20 protein-coding genes and 1 pseudogene are annotated in these 20,567 nt (G+C 64.2%); 14 read left to right on the forward strand and 7 right to left on the reverse strand.

Going from position 1 to position 20,567, the window contains the following annotated elements:
• Positions 1-21 precede the first annotated feature (21 nt).
• Together BM222_RS11620 and BM222_RS11625 are read left to right on the forward strand one after the other, a co-directional pair.
• Positions 22-228, forward strand: coding sequence for a hypothetical protein (locus BM222_RS11620; protein ID WP_092228395.1), 207 nt, complete (start codon positions 22-24; stop codon positions 226-228).
• Between the two features lie 86 nt (positions 229-314).
• On the forward strand, positions 315-1,787 hold the full coding sequence (locus BM222_RS11625; protein ID WP_092228396.1) for a carboxylesterase/lipase family protein: 1,473 nt from the start codon (positions 315-317) through the stop codon (positions 1,785-1,787).
• A gap of 7 nt (positions 1,788-1,794) precedes the next feature.
• Here BM222_RS11625 and BM222_RS11630 read toward each other — a convergent pair whose 3' ends face one another.
• Complete coding sequence (locus BM222_RS11630; protein ID WP_092228438.1) at positions 1,795-1,974, reverse strand: hypothetical protein; 180 nt, start codon at positions 1,972-1,974, stop codon at positions 1,795-1,797.
• Between the two features lie 161 nt (positions 1,975-2,135).
• Here BM222_RS11630 and BM222_RS11635 point away from each other — a divergent pair, with 161 nt between their 5' ends.
• Positions 2,136-2,930: a DODA-type extradiol aromatic ring-opening family dioxygenase gene (locus tag BM222_RS11635; RefSeq protein ID WP_092228397.1), complete on the forward strand. Its 795-nt coding sequence runs from the start codon at positions 2,136-2,138 to the stop codon at positions 2,928-2,930.
• Positions 2,931-3,037: 107 nt separating this feature from the next.
• On the opposite strand, the gene glgA is transcribed toward BM222_RS11635, so the two are convergent.
• Entirely contained in the window at positions 3,038-4,489 is a 1,452-nt protein-coding gene (gene glgA / locus BM222_RS11640) for a glycogen synthase GlgA (protein ID WP_092228398.1), read from the reverse strand.
• On the reverse strand, positions 4,486-5,748 hold the full coding sequence (glgC, locus tag BM222_RS11645) for a glucose-1-phosphate adenylyltransferase (RefSeq protein ID WP_092228399.1): 1,263 nt from the start codon (positions 5,746-5,748) through the stop codon (positions 4,486-4,488). The genes glgA and glgC overlap by 4 nt, the downstream gene beginning before the upstream one ends.
• A gap of 359 nt (positions 5,749-6,107) precedes the next feature.
• Here glgC and BM222_RS11650 point away from each other — a divergent pair, with 359 nt between their 5' ends.
• Positions 6,108-6,521: a hypothetical protein gene (locus BM222_RS11650; RefSeq protein ID WP_092228400.1), complete on the forward strand. Its 414-nt coding sequence runs from the start codon at positions 6,108-6,110 to the stop codon at positions 6,519-6,521.
• Between the two features lie 122 nt (positions 6,522-6,643).
• Here BM222_RS11650 and BM222_RS11655 read toward each other — a convergent pair whose 3' ends face one another.
• Both BM222_RS11655 and BM222_RS39940 read right to left on the reverse strand, forming a co-directional pair.
• Positions 6,644-7,624: an ABC transporter substrate-binding protein gene (locus BM222_RS11655; RefSeq protein WP_092228401.1), complete on the reverse strand. Its 981-nt coding sequence runs from the start codon at positions 7,622-7,624 to the stop codon at positions 6,644-6,646.
• Between the two features lie 135 nt (positions 7,625-7,759).
• Complete coding sequence (locus tag BM222_RS39940) at positions 7,760-7,969, reverse strand: hypothetical protein (RefSeq protein ID WP_143105938.1); 210 nt, start codon at positions 7,967-7,969, stop codon at positions 7,760-7,762.
• Between the two features lie 134 nt (positions 7,970-8,103).
• On the opposite strand from BM222_RS39940, the gene BM222_RS11660 reads away from it, so the two are divergent.
• From BM222_RS11660 to BM222_RS11700, 9 genes and pseudogenes are all read left to right on the forward strand, one after another.
• Positions 8,104-9,204: an ABC transporter substrate-binding protein gene (locus BM222_RS11660; protein WP_092228402.1), complete on the forward strand. Its 1,101-nt coding sequence runs from the start codon at positions 8,104-8,106 to the stop codon at positions 9,202-9,204.
• A pseudogene (locus tag BM222_RS11665) lies at positions 9,182-10,164 on the forward strand (ABC transporter permease). The gene BM222_RS11660 and the pseudogene BM222_RS11665 overlap by 23 nt, the downstream one beginning before the upstream one ends.
• The gene (locus tag BM222_RS11670; RefSeq protein ID WP_092228403.1) at positions 10,158-10,952 is read left to right on the forward strand and encodes an ABC transporter ATP-binding protein; all 795 of its coding nucleotides are present in this window, start codon (positions 10,158-10,160) and stop codon (positions 10,950-10,952) included. The pseudogene BM222_RS11665 and the gene BM222_RS11670 overlap by 7 nt, the downstream one beginning before the upstream one ends.
• Positions 10,946-12,118 (forward strand): acyl-CoA dehydrogenase family protein, encoded by a 1,173-nt coding sequence (locus BM222_RS11675; protein ID WP_092228404.1) that lies wholly within the window; start codon positions 10,946-10,948, stop codon positions 12,116-12,118. Before BM222_RS11670 ends, BM222_RS11675 begins: the two co-directional genes overlap by 7 nt.
• A 21-nt stretch (positions 12,119-12,139) precedes the next feature.
• Positions 12,140-13,234 carry an LLM class flavin-dependent oxidoreductase gene (locus BM222_RS11680; protein ID WP_092228405.1) on the forward strand — a complete coding sequence of 365 codons (1,095 nt, stop codon included), beginning with the start codon at positions 12,140-12,142 and terminating at the stop codon, positions 13,232-13,234.
• Positions 13,231-14,169 (forward strand): ABC transporter substrate-binding protein, encoded by a 939-nt coding sequence (locus BM222_RS11685; RefSeq protein ID WP_092228406.1) that lies wholly within the window; start codon positions 13,231-13,233, stop codon positions 14,167-14,169. The genes BM222_RS11680 and BM222_RS11685 overlap by 4 nt, the downstream gene beginning before the upstream one ends.
• Before the next feature lie 325 nt (positions 14,170-14,494).
• Complete coding sequence (locus BM222_RS11690) at positions 14,495-15,340, forward strand: CmcJ/NvfI family oxidoreductase (protein ID WP_092228407.1); 846 nt, start codon at positions 14,495-14,497, stop codon at positions 15,338-15,340.
• 103 nt (positions 15,341-15,443) lie between these two features.
• Complete coding sequence (locus tag BM222_RS11695) at positions 15,444-15,758, forward strand: septal ring lytic transglycosylase RlpA family protein (RefSeq protein WP_092228408.1); 315 nt, start codon at positions 15,444-15,446, stop codon at positions 15,756-15,758.
• Between the two features lie 45 nt (positions 15,759-15,803).
• Positions 15,804-16,973: a Gfo/Idh/MocA family protein gene (locus BM222_RS11700; protein WP_092228409.1), complete on the forward strand. Its 1,170-nt coding sequence runs from the start codon at positions 15,804-15,806 to the stop codon at positions 16,971-16,973.
• A 225-nt stretch (positions 16,974-17,198) separates the two neighbouring features.
• Here BM222_RS11700 and BM222_RS11705 read toward each other — a convergent pair whose 3' ends face one another.
• Positions 17,199-17,390, reverse strand: coding sequence for a hypothetical protein (locus BM222_RS11705; RefSeq protein WP_092228410.1), 192 nt, complete (start codon positions 17,388-17,390; stop codon positions 17,199-17,201).
• Positions 17,391-17,626: 236 nt separating this feature from the next.
• The gene (locus BM222_RS11710; RefSeq protein ID WP_092228411.1) at positions 17,627-18,937 is read right to left on the reverse strand and encodes an ABC transporter substrate-binding protein; all 1,311 of its coding nucleotides are present in this window, start codon (positions 18,935-18,937) and stop codon (positions 17,627-17,629) included.
• A 445-nt stretch (positions 18,938-19,382) separates the two neighbouring features.
• Here BM222_RS11710 and BM222_RS11715 point away from each other — a divergent pair, with 445 nt between their 5' ends.
• Positions 19,383-20,513 (forward strand): sugar ABC transporter substrate-binding protein, encoded by a 1,131-nt coding sequence (locus tag BM222_RS11715; protein WP_092228412.1) that lies wholly within the window; start codon positions 19,383-19,385, stop codon positions 20,511-20,513.
• Positions 20,514-20,567 lie beyond the last annotated feature (54 nt).

A 20,567-nucleotide genomic window follows, 5' to 3' on the forward strand; every position in this document is an offset into this window, starting at 1 on the left:
GTAGCGACCGCCCGGACGTCAATGACAGAGTTGAGTGAGCGAACCAAAGCCAACATGGACGTCGTCCTGGAGGAGACGTGCCGTCAATTGCCGCATGGCGGCGATCACGACAGCCGCAGGTTCATCGCCGAACGCCTGATCGAGGCGGCGCGGTCCGGCCATTCAACCCTCGGTGAGCTCGGCATCATCGCGCGACGTGCGCTCGCGGAGATCATTGCCAAGGGCTAGTAGAAGCGGGTCGCAGCGCTTGCCTCGCTCCGGGCCGCCGACGTAACCTGCCGGGGAACATTTTCGCGCATCGAGATTCCCGGAAGATGCGATTCCTGCTTGCGCTCATTGCGGCCCTTGCATTGCTCTGCACCGGCGCGGCCATGGCCCAACCGGTCGGACAATTTCCATTTGCGTTGACGCGCGAAGGCCAGATGCTCGGGGCCGTCGCAGGCGAGGTGGCCTCCTTCAAGGGCCTCGCCTATGCAGCCCCGCCGGTCGGTCCGCTGCGCTGGCGACCGCCGCAGGCTTTGCCGGAGAGTTCGGAGATGAGCACGGCCTACGATTATGGCGCGCCATGTCTGCAGCCGTCGATGCCCGCGGCGCGTGAGGATTGCCTCACGCTGAACGTGTTTCGCCCCTTCGGCATCGACGGGCCGCTGCCGGTGATGGTGTTCATCCACGGCGGCGGCTTCGTCACGGGCACCGCCAACGATCCGCTGTTCGACGGCTCGAGGATTGCGCAGGCCGGCCTCATCGTGGTGACCGTGAACTATCGTCTCGGCGCGTTCGGCTGGTTCACCCATCCCGCGCTGTCGGACGGCGGCGGCTCCGGCAATTTCGGCCTGATGGACCAGATCACGGCGCTGCGTTGGGTGCACGACAACATCGCGGCCTTCGGCGGCGATGCGAACAACGTCACGCTGTTCGGCAACGGTGCCGGCGCGACATCGATCGCGCTGCTGATGCTGTGCACCCAATCGCGCGATCTCTTCCAGAAAGCCATCCTGCAATCGGTGCCCGGCCGCGCGCTCCTGCCGTCGTCGCAGCAGGCCGAGGCCGTGGGCCGGCAGCTTGTCGCCGCGCTCGGGCAGGCCGCGGATTTGCGGGCTGCCGCGCCGGCGCGTCTGCTTGCGGCCGAACAGCGCCTGCTGGAGAAAGCGCCGCGCAGTTTTGCGCCGGCAATCGATGGAAACCTGGTGACGGAAGACATCGCCGTCGGATTTGCGTCAGGACATGAGAGCCGCATTCCCCTGATCATCGGCTCGAACGACGACGAGACCCGCTTCGACAGCGAGCTCGAGGTCAAGGAGGCGTTGTCATCCGCGGGCGAGAGCGCGGACGCGCTGCGCGAGCTCTATCCGAACGCTGCCAAACCGCCGGACGTTGTGGCGAGGTTCTACACCGACAAGGTTTTCGCCGAACCGGCGCGACTGCTCGCCCGGCTTCATGCCGCGACCGGCGCGCCGACCTTCCGCTACCGCTTTGCCTATGTGCCGGAAGCCGGGCGCAGTAATCCCGACGAAGGCCACGGGCGCGAGCTGCAATTCATCTTCGGCGCGGAGGGGGTACCGGGCGCCGGCATATTCTCGCGGCGTGATCGCGAGGTCGCAAGCCGCATCCGGGCCTACTGGATCAATTTCGCCAGGAGCGGCGATCCCAATGGCGCGGAGCTGCCGCATTGGGATGCAGCCGCGGATCGCGACCATTTGCTGCTGATTGCGAATGACCGCATCGCGAGCGGCGACGACCCCTCGGCGGAGCGGCTGGACCGGCTTGCGCGTGAGAGCGAGAAATGAGCTGGGCTTAGGCGGCGAGCTCGACGCGGGGCGCCGGCGTCAGCCGGTCTTCTTCCAGATAGTCCATCGCGCCGTCCTTCTCGACGGCGTAGAACTGCTGGCCTTCCTTCGAGCGGTAGGCGGCGCGAACGACGCCGCGGCGGCCCTTGTCACTGTTGACGACATCCCCCAGCGCAAACTTCTTCATCTCAACTGTCTCGCGTGTCTTCTGGCCCATTCCTTCGGCCACGGCCGGATTGTGGGCGGCAAATCGTTAACGACTTGCTAACCATACCGGTTTGCCTATGCTCGCCGCCGAGCGCGGGGGCAGATACACGCGCAACATGTCAACGAGACGAGCCGCCACAAATGACGCGATTTCCGACCCTCTTCCTGTCCCACGGCGGTGGCCCCTGGCCGTTCATGGAGGACAGGCGGGTGCAATATGCCAAGACCGCCGCGGAGTTCGGAAGGCTGCCGCAGCTTCTGCCCGCAAAGCCGAAGGCGGTGCTCGTCATCACCGGTCATTGGGAGGCCGAGGCCTTTACGGTGTCGACCTCGGCGCATCCGCCGATGGTGTACGATTATTACGGTTTCCCCGAGCATACCTACCACATCAAATATCCCGCGCCGGGCCAGCCCGAACTCGCTGCAGAGGTGAGGGCGCTGCTCGAGCATGCGGGCCTCGATTGCCGGGAAGATCCCAATCAGGGCTTTGATCACGGCACCTTCGTGCCGCTCGGCCTGATGTACCCGAACGCCGACATGCCGATCGTGCTGCTGTCGCTGAAGTCGAGCTATGACGCGGCCGAGCACATTAAGGTCGGGCAGGCGATCGCCTCGCTCCGGGACGACGGCATTCTGATCGTCGGCAGCGGGCTGACCTATCACAACATGCGCGGCTTTGGCCGCGCGGAGTCAAAGCCGGTCTCCTACGATTTCGAGGCCTATCTGAACGAGGCCATCGCCAATCTGGACCCGGCGCGTCGCAACGCCATGCTGGTCGACTGGGAGAATGCGCCGAGTGCGCGTCTTGCCCATCCGCGCGAGGATCATCTGCTGCCGCTGATGGTTGCGGCAGGTGCCGCCGGCGACGATGTCGGCAAGCGTGTCTTCGTCGACGAGGTCGCGAACGTCGCGATGGCGTCGTACGTGTTTGGATGAGATCTCTCGCTCTCCCGCTTGCGGGAGAGGCCGAGCAAATCCGCAGACGATCCTCGTGAAATCCACATGCGATTGCTCTGCCGCATATGGGAGAGGCGAAGAAGGCCTCACACGCCGCGGGCAGCCATCAGGCTACGATACAGCGCGGCATATTCACCGGCGCGATTGCGCCAGGAGACGTCGGTCGCGAGGCCGCTTCTTTGCAGCCGTCGCCAGGTCGCCTTGTCGTGGAAGGCGGCCTTTGCCTTGCGCAGCGTGCCGGCGAGGGCGTCGGCCGTGACCGGGCCGAATTTGAAACCGGTGGCGTCACGCCCTGCTTCGCCGATGTCGACGATCGTATCCTCGAGGCCACCCACGCGGGAGACGATGGGCACGGCGCCGTAGCGCAGGGCGCAGAGCTGGGTGAGCCCGCATGGCTCGAACCGCGAGGGCACGAGCAGCGCATCGGATCCGGCCTGGATCAGGTGGGCGAGAATCTCGTCATAGCCGATCAGGACCCCGATGCGCCCGGGATTGGCGCGTGCTGCGGCCTGAAAGCGGTCCTGGAGATCGCGCTCGCCGCTGCCGAGCAGCGCAAGCTGCATGCCGTGCTCGAGGATTGTCGGGATCGCCTCGAGCAGGAGGTCGAGCCCCTTCTGCCAGGATAGCCGGCTGATGACGCCGAGCAGCGGCGATTCGTCCGAGGAATCGAGATTGAATTGCTGCTGAAGCACCGCCTTGTTCGCGGCACGGAACGTGAGGTCCTGCGCGCCGAAGCGATAGGCGATATGTGGATCGGTCTGCGGATTCCACACGTCGATGTCGATGCCGTTCAGGATGCCGCTGAGCACGCTTGCACGTTCGCGCAGCAGGCCGCCGAGCCCCATGCCGCCTTCATCGCTCTGGATTTCACGCGCATAGGTCGGCGACACCGTGGTGATGCGATCGGCGAGTTGCAGGCCGGCCTTCAAAAAACTGATGCCGCCGAAATATTCGAGGCCGTGGACGTCGAACGAGGCGTTCCAGGGCAGGCCGACCGCGTTGGCGAGATCGCGGTCGAACTTGCCCTGATAGGCCATGTTGTGGATGGTGATCACCGTACCGGGCCGCCGCCCACCGTCGTAGTGCAGATAGGCCGGCGCAAGTCCGGCCTGCCAGTCATGGGCGTGAACGAGATCAGGGACGAAGCTGGCGACGAGCCCGTGGCCGATATCGGCCGCGACGCGCGACAGCGCCGCGAAACGCACGCCGTTGTCGGGCCAGTCCGCGCCCTCGGAAGTGACGTAGGGATTGCCGGGCCGTGCATAGAGATGCGGCACGTCGAGCACGAACAGATCGAGCCCGGCACGCGAGCCTGCCAGCAGCCGGCCCGGTCCGCCGAAATAATCCGGCCAGCTGCGGATCTCATCCGCGCCCGACAGCAGCCGCATCACGTCAGGATAGCCCGGCATCAAGGTCCGCATCTCGACGCCGTGCGCCTTCAGCGCAATCGGCAGCGCGCCGGCGACGTCAGCGAGACCGCCGGTCTTGATGATGGGATAGACTTCAGAAGCGACCGCGAGGACGCGAACAGGCGTCATGTATTGAGCCTGTCGATCATCGGCTGGGTGACGAGCGAGATGCCCAGTTCGGTGGTGCGGAAGCGCTTGGCATCGAATTCCGGGTCCTCGCCGATGACGAGCCCCTCGGGAATCTCGACGCCGCGGTCGATCACAACGTTCTTCAGCCGCGCGCCGCGGCCGACATTGACGTAAGGCATGATCACGGCGTTCTCGACATTGGCATAGGAATTGATGCGCACCCCGGTGAACAGCAGCGAGCGGCGCAGCGACGCCCCGGAAATGATGCAGCCGCCCGAGACCAGCGAGCTCACGGCCTGGCCGCGCCGGCTCTCCTCGTCGTGGACGAACTTGGCCGGCGGCGTGATCTCCGCATAGGACCAGATCGGCCAGGCCCGGTCGAACAGATCGAGCTCCGGCACCACGTCGGTGAGGTCGATATTGGCGGCCCAATAGGCATCCACCGTGCCGGCATCGCGCCAGTAGGCGCGGGGATCGCTGCCCGAACGCACGCAGGAGGTCGAGAACTGATGCGCCATGGCGCGGCCGTTCTTGACGATGTAGGGGATGATGTCCTTGCCGAAATCGTGGTTCGAGTTCGGGTCCTCGGCGTCGCGCTTGAGCTCATCGAACAGGAATTTCGCGTTGAACACATAGATACCCATGCTGGCGAGCGAGACGTCAGGCTTGCCCGGCATCGGAGGCGGATCCTTGGGCTTCTCGAGGAACTGCTGGATCCAGCCGTTCTCATCGATATGCATGATGCCGAAGCCGGAGGATTCCTCACGCGGCATTTCGAGACAGCCGACCGTGACGTCGGCGCCACTGTCGACGTGCTGCCGCAGCATGACTTCGTAGTCCATCTTGTAGATATGGTCGCCGGCGAGCACCACGATGAAGCGGCAGGCGTGAGACTCGATGATGTCGATGTTCTGGTAGATCGCATCCGCCGTGCCGACATACCACATGCTCTCCGAGACGCGCTGGCTTGCCGGCAGGATGTCGAAGCTCTCGTTGCGCTCGGGGCGGAAGAAGTTCCAGCCCATCTGGAGATGCCGGATCAGGCTGTGCGCCTTGTACTGGGTGGCGACCGCGATGCGGCGGATGCCCGAGTTCACGGCGTTCGAGAGCGCGAAATCGATGATGCGGGACTTGCCGCCGAAATAGACCGCGGGCTTGGCGCGCCGGTCGGTCAACTCCAGCAGCCGACTGCCACGTCCGCCCGCAAGGACAAACGCCAAAGCCTGGCGGGCAAGCGGCTCATTTCCGGCGGCACTCATGTCATCCTCCCACTCGTCAGGCGCAAGCCAAATTCTGGCGCAAACCAAGGCCTTCGCGAAGTGCCTTCCGGCCGCGCGCCATTGGAACCGATAGTAACGGTACGAATAGGTAATCGGGAAGGTGCTTGTTGGTTGCGAACGCATGGGAAGCTTAACGCTTTGCCGTGGCGCGCGGGCCAGGGCGCTGTCGTCCGCCGGCCATGTTGAAGGCATGCGCGGGTTGAAGGCATGCGCGGGGCCGTCTTGTGCGCTGCACGCGAAATTCGCGCCTTTGATTCCGCGCTTTGATCTGGCGCAAGAATGCCTGATCATGGCTTGCGATGCTCTTCCGAACGAAGCGTCAGACAGGGAGTAAGACGATGAGTATCTGGAAAATGGCAGTTGCCTGCTCGCTCACGGTCGGGGTCGTGGCCGGCCAAATCGGGCAGGCGGCAGCGGCGCCGATGCCGACCAATGTGGCGACCATGAAGACCGCGGCCGGCGATGACGTCACGCAGGTCTATTGGCGTGGTCGTGGCTGGGGATGGGGTCTCGGCGGGTTCGCGGCCGGCGCGCTCATCGGCAGCGCCATCGCCGGCGCGCCTTACGGCTATTATGGCGGCGGCCCGTATTACGGGTACCCCGGCTATGGCTATGGTTATGCGCCGGCCTATTATGGTTACGGTTACGGGCCGGCCTATCCCGGGTATTATCGGCCGTACCGTCCGTATTACGGTTACCGCTATGGCTACTACCGGCCCTACTATCGACCGTACTACCGCCATTATTGGTGAGCGCTAGAGCGACAGCCACACGATCAGGCTCATGCAGGCCAAATGCGCGAGCACGATCGCGGCGAGATGCAGCGGGCCGGCCTTGAGGCGGGGCCCCCGCATCTCGCCGCGCCGCCCCCGCGCTAATTCGAGCCCGCGGCCGCGGCGGAGAAGCTGCGGTCAACGGCTTTGCTGACGTCGAGCGTCTTCGGCAAGATGCCGTAGCGCGTCGAGCGGTCGGAGGCTTCTTGGACCTCCTTCACCACGCTCTCGTCGATCACGATCGGGCTGGTGCGTTGCGCGGTATAGGCCGAGAGCAGCACGTCCTCGGGCAGCTTGGTCAGTTCGGCCGTGCTTTTGGCGTATTCACCGAGGTGATCAAGCGACCACAGCCGCGCCCTGTTCAGCCGCTGCACGAGGTCCTGCACAGCCGCACGCTTGCTGGCGATGGCATTGTCCGTGGCGACGATGAAAGTGATGGTCGGCGTCAGGCCGTCGCCGTCGGCGATGACGCGCGCCTTATCCCTTGAGGTTGCGAACGAGACATACGGCTCCCACACCGCCCAGGCGTCGATTGAGCCCGCCACCAGCGCGATCTTGGCATCGACAGGACCGAGCGGTGCAAAGGTCGCGTCCTCGAGCTTGATGTTCGCCTTCTCCAGGGTCGCATCGATCAGGAACTGACCCCAGCCGCCGCGCGTGCCGGCGAGACGTTTTCCCTTGAGGTCGGCGGCGGACTTGATCGGCGAATCCTGGCGAACGAGAATGGCCTGCGTCTTCGCATCCGATCTGGTGCCGCCGATCGCCTTGATCGGCGCGCCGACCGCATAGACGGAGAGGAACGAGAGATCGCCGGTGTAGCCGATGTCGAGTGCGCCGGCATTGAGCGCTTCGAGAATCGGAGCAGCCGCGGGGAATTCCGACCATTCGATTCTGTAGGGCAGGTCCTTCGCAAAGCCGGAGATCTCCAGCAGCGAGCGGTTGCCGCCCTTCTGGTCGCCGACACGCAGCACGATGGTGTCGGCTGCAAACGATGCGGCGGCCGTCGAGAGCGTGATGGCAGCCGCAAGCAGCGAGGCTGCGAGCCGGCGCGAGATGGAATGGTCTGAAGAGTTGGTGCTCATGTGATCTATCTTGCTTGTTACTTTGGCTCACGACGGGTGAGCGCGTGATGCAGCGAGACGATCAAGTCTATGATCGCGCGATGCGCAGTCAATGAAATGCCAAACCGTATTGCGCGCGCATCGAGCAAGGACGTTTCAGCGCGGTGCCGCTTTCGAGAATGCGCGGCGTGCAAGGCCGTCGATGCGCAACAATGAAGCAGCGGCAGAGCCGCGGTGCGCGTTTGCTGGATGATGCATCAGTTGAAATCGTTTCATCGTTGCGGTGCGCGCGAATGGAGAGATTGACTTCGCTTCGCGCCACATTCGAAATTCCATTTCATTGACGATGCGGCGAGTGCGCCGCATGATTTAGGCATCGCATCAACACGGCGCGGGAACCGTCTGCGAAAAACATTCTCTCAACGCAGCTCCGTACGGAACATGCGCAATGCGAGGCGTTGCGCCAACGGCGGAGCCGTGCCAACTCAGGAGTGGGGCTGATGGGCAACGACAACAAGCGCAAGGGATCGAGCCTCGACCGGCGTAATTTGCTCCAGGCGGGATTGGCGGCGGCCTTTGTCGCGCCGCTCGGCGCGTTGGGCGCACAGGCCTTCGTTCCGCAGGCGCCCGCGCGTGGCGTCGATTTCTCGGAATTTCCGCTGTGCCGGACGGCTGCGGACGGTCCAGTTCTGTCAGGTGCACCGCGCAAGCTGAAACTGTCGTGGAATGCCGGGGCGGTCTGTCTCGCGCCGCTGCCTGTCGCGATCGAGCACGGCTTCTTCCAGAAGCAGAATCTCGATGTCGAGCTCGTCAACTATTCCGGCTCGACCGACCAGCTGCTCGAGGCGATCGCTACCGGCAAGAGCGATGCCGGTCTCGGCATGGCGCTGCGCTGGTTGAAGCCGCTGGAGCAGGGGTTTGACGTCAAGATCGCCGCGGGCACCCATGGCGGCTGCATGCGCGTGCTCAGCCGCGCCGATTCCGGCGTGGTCAAGCTCGCCGATCTCAAGGGCAAGATCGTCGCTGTCGGTGACCTCGCTGGTCCCGACAAGAATTTCTTCTCGATCCAGCTCGCAAAGCTCGGCATCGACCCGAACAAGGATGTCGACTGGCGTGCCTATCCCGGCAATCTCCTCAACGTCGCGGTGGAGAAGGGCGAGGTGCAGGCGTTCCTGTCGTCCGATCCGCTCGCCTATCTCTGGCTGAGGGACTCTCAATACAGGGAGGTCGCCTCCAACCTCGACGGCGATTATCGCGACAAGAGCTGCTGCATCGTGGGCTTGCGCGGCTCGCTGGTTCGCGAAGAACCTCAAGTCGCGCGCGCGATCACCCAGGCGCTGCTCGACGCGGCGATGTTCACCTCGCAAAACCCGGCCGTAGCCGCAAAATCGTTCCAGCCCTATGCGCCGAAGGCGGCAACGCTTGCCGACATCGAGGGCATGGTGCGCTACCACACCCACCATCATCATCCCACCGGTGAGGTGCTGAAGCGCGAATTGAAGGCCTATGCCGACGATCTCAAGAGCGTGCAGGTCTTCAAGCAGAGCACCGATACGACCAAATTCGCGGAGCGCATCTATGTCGACGTATTCTCTGTCTGACGGCCTCGCATCCGGCGCGCCGCGCCTTTCGCGCGCGCCGCTGCTTGCGACGTGGCTACGGGATTCCGGCGTGGGCGTGGCCGCCAGCGTCGCCTGGATCGCCTCTCGCGCACGCACTCCCTCGGCATCGCCGCCTTCGTCATCGCCGCGACCGCATTGTTCGGGACTGTCGGGGCCGACTATCTCGGCTACACAGGGCGTGCCTTGCGCCAGCGCGCACCCTGGCTGATCGTGCTCGGTGTCTTTCTCACGCTCTGGGAGGTCGCAACCGCAAAATTCGCCTGGCTGCCGCTGCCGTTCTTTCCGCCGCCTCAGGCGATCATCGAGGTCTACACGGACGATCTGCCAAAGCTGCTCGACAGCGTCTTCGCCTCGGTCAAGCTCCAGCTCGGCGGTTACATCATCGGCGCCACGGTCGGCTTCCTGACCGGCGTCTCGATCGGCTGGTCGCGCGCCGTCGGCTATTGGTTGCATCCCGTGCTGCGCTTCATCGGCCCGCTGCCGGCGACGGCCTGGCTGCCGATCGCGTTCTTCACGTTCCCCTCAAGCTGGAGCGCCTCGACTTTCCTGATCGCGCTCGCGACCGGCTTCCCGGTTACGGTGCTGACCTGGTCCGGCGTCGCGAGCGTCAGCGGCGCCTATTACGACGTTGCGCGCACGCTGGGCGCCAAGCCGTCTTTCCTGGTGCTGAAGGTGGCGATTCCCGCTGCACTCCCGCACGTCTTCGTCGGCCTGTTCATGGGGCTCGGTGCCTCCTTTGCCCTGCTCGTCATCGCCGAGATGATCGGCGTCAAGGCGGGTCTCGGCTGGTATCTGCAATGGGCGCAGGGCTGGGCGGCCTACGCCAACATGTATGCCGCGCTGATCGTGATGTCGTTGCTCTGCTCCGGCGCGATCACGCTGCTGTTTGCCGTCCGCGACCGCCTGCTGGTCTGGCAGAAGGGGACCGTGAAATGGTAGCCGCGCTGGCCGAAGTGGCCACACATCACGCTGCCGGCGCGGCGCTCGACATCGAGCAGGTCAGCCATGCCTTCGACATCGATGGCGCCGAACTCCCCGTTCTCAGCGATGTCAGCATCGCGGTCGAGCCCGGCGAGTTCGTCGCGCTGCTCGGCCCCTCCGGCTGCGGCAAGTCGACCTTGCTGCGGCTGGTCGCCGGTCTCGACAAGCCCAAGGCGGGCTCCTTGCGCGAAGACGAGATCCGCATTGTCAGGCCGCATCCGTCACGCGTGGTCGTATTCCAGGACCCGACACTGTTTCCCTGGCGCACGGTCTGGGACAATGTCGCGCTCGGGCTGGAGGCGCAGGGCATCCTGAAGAGCCAGCGCCAGCGCGTCGACGATGCGCTCGACCTCGTCGGGTTGTCGTCGTTCCGCAACGCCTATCCGCAGCAGCTCTCCGGCGGCATGGCGCAGCGCGTGGCGCTGGCGCGCGCGCTGGTCAACGATCCCAAGATCCTCGTTCTCGACGAGCCGCTGGGCAAGCTCGACTCGCTCACCCGCATCACGATGCAGGCCGAGCTGGTGTCGCTGTGGCAGCGCAAGGGCTTTACAACGCTTCTCGTCACGCATGATGCCGAGGAGGCGTTGGTGCTCGCCAACCGCGTCATCGTCTTCAGCGAGCGTCCCGCGCGGGTGAAGGCCGATATCCGGGTCGACCGGCCCTATCCGCGTCATCGCGGCGATCCGTATCTCGCCGATCTGCGCCGCCAGATTCTTGGCCTGTTGGGGTTGGACGCCACATGGTGACTTCTGTAGCTCGAGGACGGATGGCGCATGGCGAGCCGGATTATATCGCGCGCGCCGAGGCGCTGGCGCCGCGCTTCGCCGCGCGGGCGGCCGAGCATGATCGCGCCGGCAGCTTTCCATTCGAGAACTTTCGTGAGCTGTCCGAAGCGGGCCTGCTCTCGCTGACGGTCCCGGCCGCTGTCGGCGGGGCCGGCGCGGGCGCACGATATACCGCGCGTGTCCTCGGCATCATCGGCAAGGCCGATCCGTCGACGGCGCTGGTACTGTCGATGCATTACATCAACCATCTGGTGATGGCGCGGAGTCCGACCTGGCCGGCGCGGCTGTCGCGCAAGCTCGCGCGCGAGAGCGTCGAGGGCCTCGCGCTCATCAACGCACTCCGCGTTGAGCCCGAGCTCGGTTCGCCGTCACGCGGCGGTCTGCCGGCGACGATCGCGCGCCGCACCGAGACCGGCTGGCGTCTTTCCGGCCACAAGATCTATTCGACGGGCGCGCCGATCCTGAAATGGTATCTGGTCTGGGCCCGGACGGACGATGCCGAGCCGCGCGTGGGCCAGTTCTTGGTTCCGGCCGGTTTGCCGGGCACGCGCATCGTCGAGACGTGGGATCATCACGGCCTGCGCGCCAGCGGCAGCCACGACGTCATCTTCGACGACGTGGTGATCCCGCTCGACGCCGAGGTCGATGTCCGCAAGCCCGCCGACTGGCGTGCGCCCGATGTCGCCCAGGCGACCGTGCACACGGTCTTCGTCGCCGCAATCTATGACGGTGTGGCCCGCGCAGCGCGCGACTGGTTCGTCCAGTTCCTCAAGCAACGCGTTCCCGCGAACCTCGGCGCGCCACTTGCAACCCTGCCGCGCGCGCAGGAGATCCTCGGCGCCATCGAGGCCAGGCTCGCGGTCAATGCACGGCTGCTGGATACGTTCGCCCGCGACTTCGACGACGGTGTCGATCTCTCCGCCGCCGAATCCAACGTCGTCAAGCTGACCGTGACCAACAATGCGCTCGCCGTGGTCGAGGACGCCTTGTCGCTGAGCGGCAATCACGGTCTCAGCCGCGCCAATCCGCTGGAGCGGCACTATCGCGATGTCCTGTGCGGACGCGTGCATACGCCGCAGGACGACGCCACGCGCAGCGGGCTCGGCCGTGCCGCGTTGGGACTTTAGGCAATCAACAGGGAGACCATCATGTCGGTCGAGTTCATCGGCTTTATCGCCAACAGCAACGCTTCGGAGACCATCGTGCGTCAGGGGCCGATCCTCGATCCGCACTACATCGAGACGGTGGCGAAGGCGCATGAGCTCGCCGGTTTCGACCGCGCGCTGCTGGCGTTCCATTCGACCACGCCGGATGCGCTCCAGATCGCCCAGCACGTGCTGACCATCACGAAAGAGCTGAAGGTCATGATCGCGCAGCGGCCGGGCTTCACAGCGCCGACGCTGCTGGCGCGCCAGCTCGCCACGCTCGATCAACTCTATGGCGGCCGCGTCTCGCTGCACGTCATCACCGGCGGCAACGCCACCGAGCTGCGCCAGGACGGCAACACGCTCGACGACAAGGACGAGCGCTACGCCCGCACCAGCGAATTCCTCGACGTTGTCAGGCTGGAATGGACCAGCGAGAAGCCGTTCAATTACAGCGGCAAGTATTACACCGTCGAGAACGGCTTCTCCCAGGTGAAGCCGCTCCAGAAGGGTGGCATCTACACCTTCGTCGGCGGCGGCTCGGATGCCGCGATCGAGGTGTCGGGCAAGCATGCCGATACGTTTGCGCTGTGGGGCGAATCCTATGCGCAGGTGCGCGACGTCACGGCCCGGGTCCGCGCGGCGGCCGCCAGGCACGGACGGCCGGCGCCACGCTTCAGCCTCTCGGTGCGGCCGATCCTGGCCGACACCGAGGAGGCCGCCTGGAAGAAGGCCGAGGCGATCCTCGAGCGTGCCACCGCGCTCCAGGACCAGACCGGCTATCGCCGGCCCAATCACGCCACCGAGGGCGCCAAGCGGTTGCTCGCGGCGGCGGAGCAGGGCCGACGCATCGACAAGCGGCTGTGGACCGAGATCGCCAAGCTCACCGGCGCCAACAGCAACACCACCGCGCTGGTCGGCACGCCCGACCAGGTCGCCGAGGTCTTCGCCGACTACTACGATCTCGGCGTCAGTCACTTCCTGATCCGCGGCTTCGACCCGCTTCCCGATGCGATCGACTACGGCCGCGAGCTGATCCCGCTGACGCGCAGGCTGATCGCGGGCCGCGACCAGCAGCGGGGGATCGCGGCGGAATGATCCGGTTCATCGTTGCAGCAGCGCTCGCCTTTGCGGGCGCTGATCTCGTGCGCGCGCAGACGACGCTGCGCGTCGGCGACCAGAAGGGCAATGCGCAGGCGGTGATGGAAGCCGCGGGCGTGCTCAAGGACGTCCCCTACAGGATCGAGTGGAAGGAGTTTCCTGCGGCAGCCCCACTGCTGGAGGCGCTGAGCGCCGGAGCGATCGAGACCGGGCTCGTGGGCGACGCGCCCTTCACTTTCGCTGCCGCGTCGGGCGCTCCGGTGAAGGCGATCGCCGCCATCCGGCAGACGGGCGAAGCGCTCGCGATTCTCGTGCCCGAGAATTCGCCGGTCAAAACCTTTACCGATCTCCGCGGCAAGAAGATTGCGACCGGCCGCGGCTCGATCGGACATCAGCTCATCCTCGCGGCGCTCGACAAGAACGGCTGGGATGCTCGAGACGTGGAGATCGCGTTCCTGGCGCCGTCGGATGCCAAGATCGCCTACACGCAAGGCGCGGTCGATGCATGGTCGACCTGGGAGCCCTATGTCAGCCAGGAGGAGGTGCTGTTCAAATCGCGTCGCATCATCACCTCGGAAGGCCTGACGCCGGGCCTCAGCTTCCAGGTGGCCCGGCCGGATGCGATCCGCGACAAACGTGCGGAGCTGACCGACTTCATCCGCCGCCTCACCGCGGCTCGCGCGTGGTCGCTCAACAATGTCGACGGCTACGCCGCGACCTGGGGCAAGCTGATGAACATCCCGACATCAGTCCCGCAAAACTGGCTCTCGCGTGCAAAAATACGCATCGCGCCGATCGACGACGGCGTGGTGGCGGACGAGCAGAGCACGATCGATCTCTATCTCCGCTGGGGCCTGATCAAGCGGAAGCTGGATGCCGCCGAGATCGTGGACCGTTCGTTTGCGGATGCAATCGCGAAGGCGGAGTTGTAGTGGCCCTCCTGTGTCCCGGACGCGGTGCGGCGCGTAGCGCTGCTCCGCAGAGCCGGGACATGCCCCGTCGTGTGCTCGCGGTGAGACGGGCCCCGGCTCAGCAGCGCTCCACTGCGTGACACGCTGCTCGGGGCACGAGAGCTCACGAGTCGCTCAAGCATCCGTGAAGCGAACGGAGCGCATTCCAACGCAGTCGGCTCCCGCGAAACGTTCCTTCTTCATTCCGGGCTCGCCACGACACCCGCATTGCTTTTTGCACCGCCTTCCTTGCGGCCGACTTCATCGCGTCAAAAATCATCCAGACGACCACATCGGGAGACCGGCCATGGGCCTGCAAGAAACAAAAATCGAATCGCTTCCCTTCGTCACCGCTGAACTCAACTATCTCGCGCCAGTCTCGGGCAAGCCGCGCACCTACGCTTTCGATCCGCCGCCGGGCGAGCCCAAGAGCACATCTCTTCCGGAGCCGCATCGGGTGCCGATCTTCGACGCGCGGCTGATCGCCGGGAGCTTCTCGCTCGATCGCGAGGGCTTTGCGCTGGTGCGCCATCCGACGTCTGTGAAAGACTTTTACAACGACGAGGAAATTCGCGCGGTCTACTATCCCGCCGTCGAGGCTTTCCTGCGCGCGATCCTGAAGGCCGATCGCGTCGTCATCTTCGATCATACCGTGCGCAAGCGCGTCGAGGGCGCTCCTGATATTCGCGAAGGCGGCCCGCGTCAGCCGGCAACCCGGGTCCATGTCGATCAGACCATCGTGTCCGGAGCAAACCGCGTGCGCGAGCATCTGCCTGACGAGGCCGATGAGCTGCTCAAGGGCCGCGTTCAGGTGATCAATCTGTGGCGGCCGATCCGCGGCCCATTGCGGGATTCACCGCTCGCGGTCGCCGATGGCACGACTGTTGCGCCCGAGGATCTCGTCGCCTCCGACTTGATCTATCCCAATCGCCGCGGCGAGACTTATTCGGTGAAATACAATCCCAATCACCGCTGGTTCTATTTCCCCGAGATGACGGCCGACGAAGCGCTGCTGCTGAAATGCTATGATTCCGCAACGGACGGCCGCACGCGCTTTGGGCCGCACACGGCCTTCGTCGATCCGACCTCGCCGCCAGATGCTGCGCCGCGCGAGAGCATCGAGGTGCGGACGCTGGTTTTTCACAAGCAGTAACAATGTGTGATGGACCCGCCGGGCATCGCCCGGCGACGTTCTCGGAACCATCCGGAACCGGCCAACGTTGCCGCATCGGGCAGAGCCAACCCGGAGCGGTGCCGTGCGAGCGCAGCCGAGCTTGTTGTTTTGTCTGACCAGTTTCTCGCTTTTTGCATTTTCCGTCGCCCACGCTGAAAGCGGACTTGCCTCTTACTATGGATATGGAAAGGCCGCGAAAAACGGCGAGTTGACTTGCGCGCACCGGACGCGCCCGTTCGGCAGCGTTCTCAGGGTGTCCTACAGCGGGCGGACGATTCAATGCCGCGTCAATGATCGCGGCCCCTTCATCCGCGGCCGCATCGTCGATCTCTCGGTGCCTGCCGCCCGCGCGCTCGGCATGATGAGCGCAGGCGTGGTGCGCGTCTCGGTGGAATAGCCCTGGCTTCGGGCTATAGTGCCCTCCAAAGCAACGGGGGGCGCCATGGCCAGGATCAGGATCGGACTCGTCGGCTGCGGCTTCGTGTCGGAGCTGCACATGTATGCGTTCCGGCGTGTCTATGGCGTGGACGTCGAGGTTGCGGCGGTCGCCGCGCGCGGCGACCATGTCGTTTCATTTGCCGCCCGTCACAACATCGCGCGCGTCTATCGCAGCTTTGCGGAGCTGATTGCGGACCGCGCACTCGATGTCGTCGACATCTGCACGCCGCCAAATCTGCATGCCGAGATGATCGTCGCGGCCATGCAGGCCGGCAAGCATGTCATCTGTGAAAAGCCTTTCGCCGGCTATTTCGGCCGGGACGGCGACAAGCAGCCGATCGGCAAGCACGTGCCAAAGGCGCTGATGTATGAACGCCTGATGGCGGAGATGAACGCAACGCGTGCCGCGATCGAGCGTACCGGAAAACTGTTCATGTATGCCGAGGACTGGATCTATGCGCCGGCGGTCACCAAGACAGCTGAAATCATCAAGGCGACGAAAGACAAAATCCTGTTCATGAAGGGTGAGGAGAGTCATTCCGGCTCGCACGCCGCGCATGCCGCGCAATGGGCGATGACCGGCGGCGGCTCGCTGATCCGGATGGGCTGCCATCCGCTCTCTGCCGTGCTCTATCTCAAGCAGGTCGAGGCGCGCGCGCGAGGGGAGAAAATTCACGTCGCCAGCGTCACCGCCGATGTCGGCAACGTCACGGCCATCCTCGAGCCGGAGGAGCGCACCTACATCAAGGCCAATCCGGATGATGTCGAGGATTGGGGCACGTTGACGGCGACATTTTCCGACGGCACCAAGGCCACCGTGCTCTCCGGCGACATGATCATGGGCGGGGTGCGCAACCTGATCGAGACCTATACGTCCGGCGGCTCGTTGTTCGCCAACATCACGCCGAACAATCATCTGATGAGCTACCAGACCTCCGAGGAGAAGCTCGCCTCCGTCTACATCACCGAAAAAGTCGACCGCAAAACCGGATGGCAATATGTCTGCCTGGAGGAGGAATGGACGCGCGGCTATCTCCAGGAGATCCAGGACTTCATGGAATGCGCCGCGACCGGACGCCAGCCGCTGTCGGATCTCGCGCTTGCCTATGACACCATCAAGGTCAACTATGCCGGCTATTGGGCCGCAGAAGAGGGGCGGCGCGTGGTGTTGTAGAAGAAGCCAAATTGCTCCGAGCTCGCCGCTAACGCTTGCGGCGTGAGCCACCCTCTCCGTCAAAGGGAGAGGAAAAGTGCGAGCACTACCAGGCTCCGACAGCCATCATCACCGCGATGGTCAGGCAAGACAGACAGGCAATCGACGCAGCATAGACCTCTGGCGTATTCAACGTTGCCTCCTCAGATGGAGTGCGTTTCAAGACGTTGTTGACCGGCGACGAGATTATTCCCGCGTGCGCTTCAATTCGGCTTCCTGTTGCGGATCGACCCCATCCGGGGCGGCGGGATCGTCGTCCGGCAGAAAGAGCTTGGGATGTTTGCCCGTGAGCAGAAGCTGCTTGCGCATTTCGGAAAGGCGGGCGCGGCAAAATTCCTTGTAAAGCAGTTCGAATATGGCGGGCATCGTCACCCCCATCTCTGGAATTCGCGTTTCTGAAGATGTCTGATCCGCGCTGGACGGCTTCGAAATGCGGAGCCGGTTTGCCGTTTGTGCCAACACCAGGCGCGATTGGCTGATCGGCTTATACGTACGAAACGAGGCGGGTGCCAGTTATCCAGTTCACACTCTGGGAAGCTTTTGTTTCAAAAAGACTTTATGTCGCACCGAGCGTGAGTTGCTGGTGGTCGAAGATCCCACTTCAGCGCGAAGCTCTACGCCCCGTAGGTCGATCCCTTCGGCAGCGGAAACACGGGGTCTTGTGTGCGGATGTTGGTCGGCCACACCACGGAGATGTGCTCGCCGGCATTCTGCATCACCACCGGTGTCGAACGTTCGTTCTGTCCAGAGAGCGGCGTGCCCGGCGGAAAGAATTTCACACCGTAGCCCTGGATGGTTCCGCCGGGCGGGATGTCGACGTCCAGCGCTGCCTTGCGAATGGCTTCCGGTTCGAAGCTGCCGTACTTCTCCTTGGCGACAGGCAGCACGTTGTTCAGCAGCACCCAGGTCTGGTTGAAACCCATCGAACAGTGCGGCGGCACGTCGGTCGCGCCGGTCTTGGCCTGGTAGCGCGTCACCATTGTCTTGATCAGGTCGCCCATGCCCGGCGCAAGCTTCGATGGATCCAGCAGCTGTGCCGGCACCGGATCGATGTTGCAGAAATTGTCGATGTCGGGACCAAACGTCGCGCGCAGCTTGTCCAGCTGGCTGTAGCCGGCGCCGGCGCCGAACAGCATCTTGAACCGAAGCCCGCTTTCGCGCGCCTGGCGCAGGAAGAGCGTGATGTCGGGGTTGTAGCCGGCGTGCGAGATCACGTCGACCTTGGCGCGCTTGAGCTTGGTCACGAGCACCGAAAGATCGGGCGCTGAGGCCGAATAGCCTTCGCGCAGCGCCACCTGGATGCCGGCCTCCTTGGCATAGGCCTCGTCGGCGGCGGCGACACCGACCCCATAGGGGCCGTCCTCATGGATCAGTGCGACCTTGACGTCCTTCGGCTCCATGCCGAGCTTGCCCTTGGCGTGCTCGGCGAGAAAGCCTGCAAAGGCCTGGCCGTACTGGTCGGAGTGGATCTGCGCGCGAAAGACATATTGCAGGTTCTTGTCCTTGAACACGGCGGTCGACACTGCGGTCGTGATCCAGAGGATCTTCTTCTGCTGCTCGACCTTCGCCGCCATCGGTACGGCATGCGCGCTGGAATAGACGCCGTTGATGATGTCGATCTTCTCCTGGCTGATCAGGCGCTCGGCCTCGTTGATGGCGACGTCGGCCTTGCTCTGGGAGTCGGCGGGGACGGGCACGATCTTGGTCTTGCCGCCGATGCCGCCCTTCTCGTTGACGAGATCGATGGCGATCTGCGCGCCGACCGAGGAGGCGACCGAGCCGCCCGCGGCGAACGGTCCGGTGAGGTCGTAGATCAGTCCGATCCGCAAATTCTCGGCCTGCGCCTGGGCCCGGGTCCAATCGATGCTGAGTGTGGCGGCGGCAGCCGCCGTACCCTTCAGCAGCTGCCTGCGTGAAGTCGGCATCCTATCTCTCCCTCCGCTCAGTCGTTTGCGACTGTTTTTCGTGAGTATTTGAAGGGCGTGCATGAAAGTCAACATGCGCCGCACCAGGCAATTCGGACGCGCGGCCGACCACGATCGCGCCGGCATTTTTCCCTGAGTATCATTCTTTTTGCGCTGCGCCGGTCTTTGGTTCGCAATCATTCGATTGCACTGCATCGGGCCGGACGCGAACATCTGCTTGTCGCGCGTATATTTCGGCCTCGCCGCGGCGCCACATCGTCTCCCGCAATTGTGATGATTTTGCTTCACGCATTCGCGGCGGGACAGGACCCATGGCCGGCATCCGGCTTGTGCGCATCCGAGGTTGCGTGCCATCCTAGTGCGGTAAATTGCACGGGAAGCCCAATTCCCGGCTTGGCCATCGTGCCACGTTAAGGGTGGAAAACAAAAGCTCAGGAGAAGTGATATGGTATGGACGCTTCGTTTGACGGGGCTCGCTTGCGTTGGCCTGTTGCTGTCCTCGGTCAGCGCCCTCGCAGGGCCCAAGGTCGTTTCCGGACCGGGTGCCGATCCCGGGTGCTTCAAGCCATGGTCGTCCCAAACCAAGTTCTTCCAGTGGGACAAGAAGCCCGGTCCCTACAAGATCGCGCTCGTCAACGGCTTCGTCGGCAACACCTGGCGCATCCAGATGGTGAAGACCGCAAAGGCCTTTGCCGCGCAGCCGGGCATCAAGGAGAACATCAAGGAGTTCAAGGTCGTCTCGACCGGCACCGATGTTGCAGCGCAACTCGGCGCGATGGAGGACTTCATCAATCAGGGCTTTGACGCCATCGTCACCATCGCGGTCGCTCCTGACGGCTTCGACCGCATCATCCGCCTCGCCGACAAGAACAATGTCGTCGTGGTGCCCTTCGACAACGTCCTCGACACCGACAAGGTGATGATGGTCAACGAGGACCAGAAGGAGATGGGCCGCATGTCGGCGAAGTGGCTGATGGATGAGAGCGGCAAGAAGAGCGGCGACATCCTCGAGGTCCGCGGCCTGCCGGGCAACTCGGTCGACCGTGACCGCCATCTCGGTTTCCGCGAAGTCATGGAAGCGCCGGGCAACAGCTTCAAGATCACGGAAGTGGTCGGCAATTGGGACACCGGCACGTCCCAGAAAGTGACCGCGGACGCGCTCGCGGTGCATGGCCATTTCGACGGCGTGTTCACGCAGGGCGGCTCCGATGGCACGGTCCAGGCGATGATGGCGGCTAAGCACCCCTTCGTTCCGATGTCGGGTGAGGGCGAGAACGAGTACCGCAAGCAGATCGCCGATCACGCCAAGGACGGGCTCAAAGGCATGTCCTACGGACAGTCTCCGGCGCTGGTCGCCATCGCCACCAAGGCGGCGATCTCCGCGTTGCAAGGCAATGTCATGCCGCAGCTGATCTCGATCCCGATCCCGGTCGCGACCTACAAGGACCTTAAGCCCGGCGTCAATTACTGGCCGGATCTCAACGCCAACTTCTTCGCGCCGAACCAGTTCACGCCCTGTGGCGTCAACTTCACGGCGCCGGAGATCATGTCGCAGAGCGAAAAGAACACCCAGTGAGCCGACCTCTGATGTCACGGTTGCGGCCCGGCCTTTGCCGGGCCGCCGCTGCGT

Source organism: Bradyrhizobium sp. Gha, assembly GCF_900113735.1.
Lineage (GTDB): Bacteria > Pseudomonadota > Alphaproteobacteria > Rhizobiales > Xanthobacteraceae > Bradyrhizobium.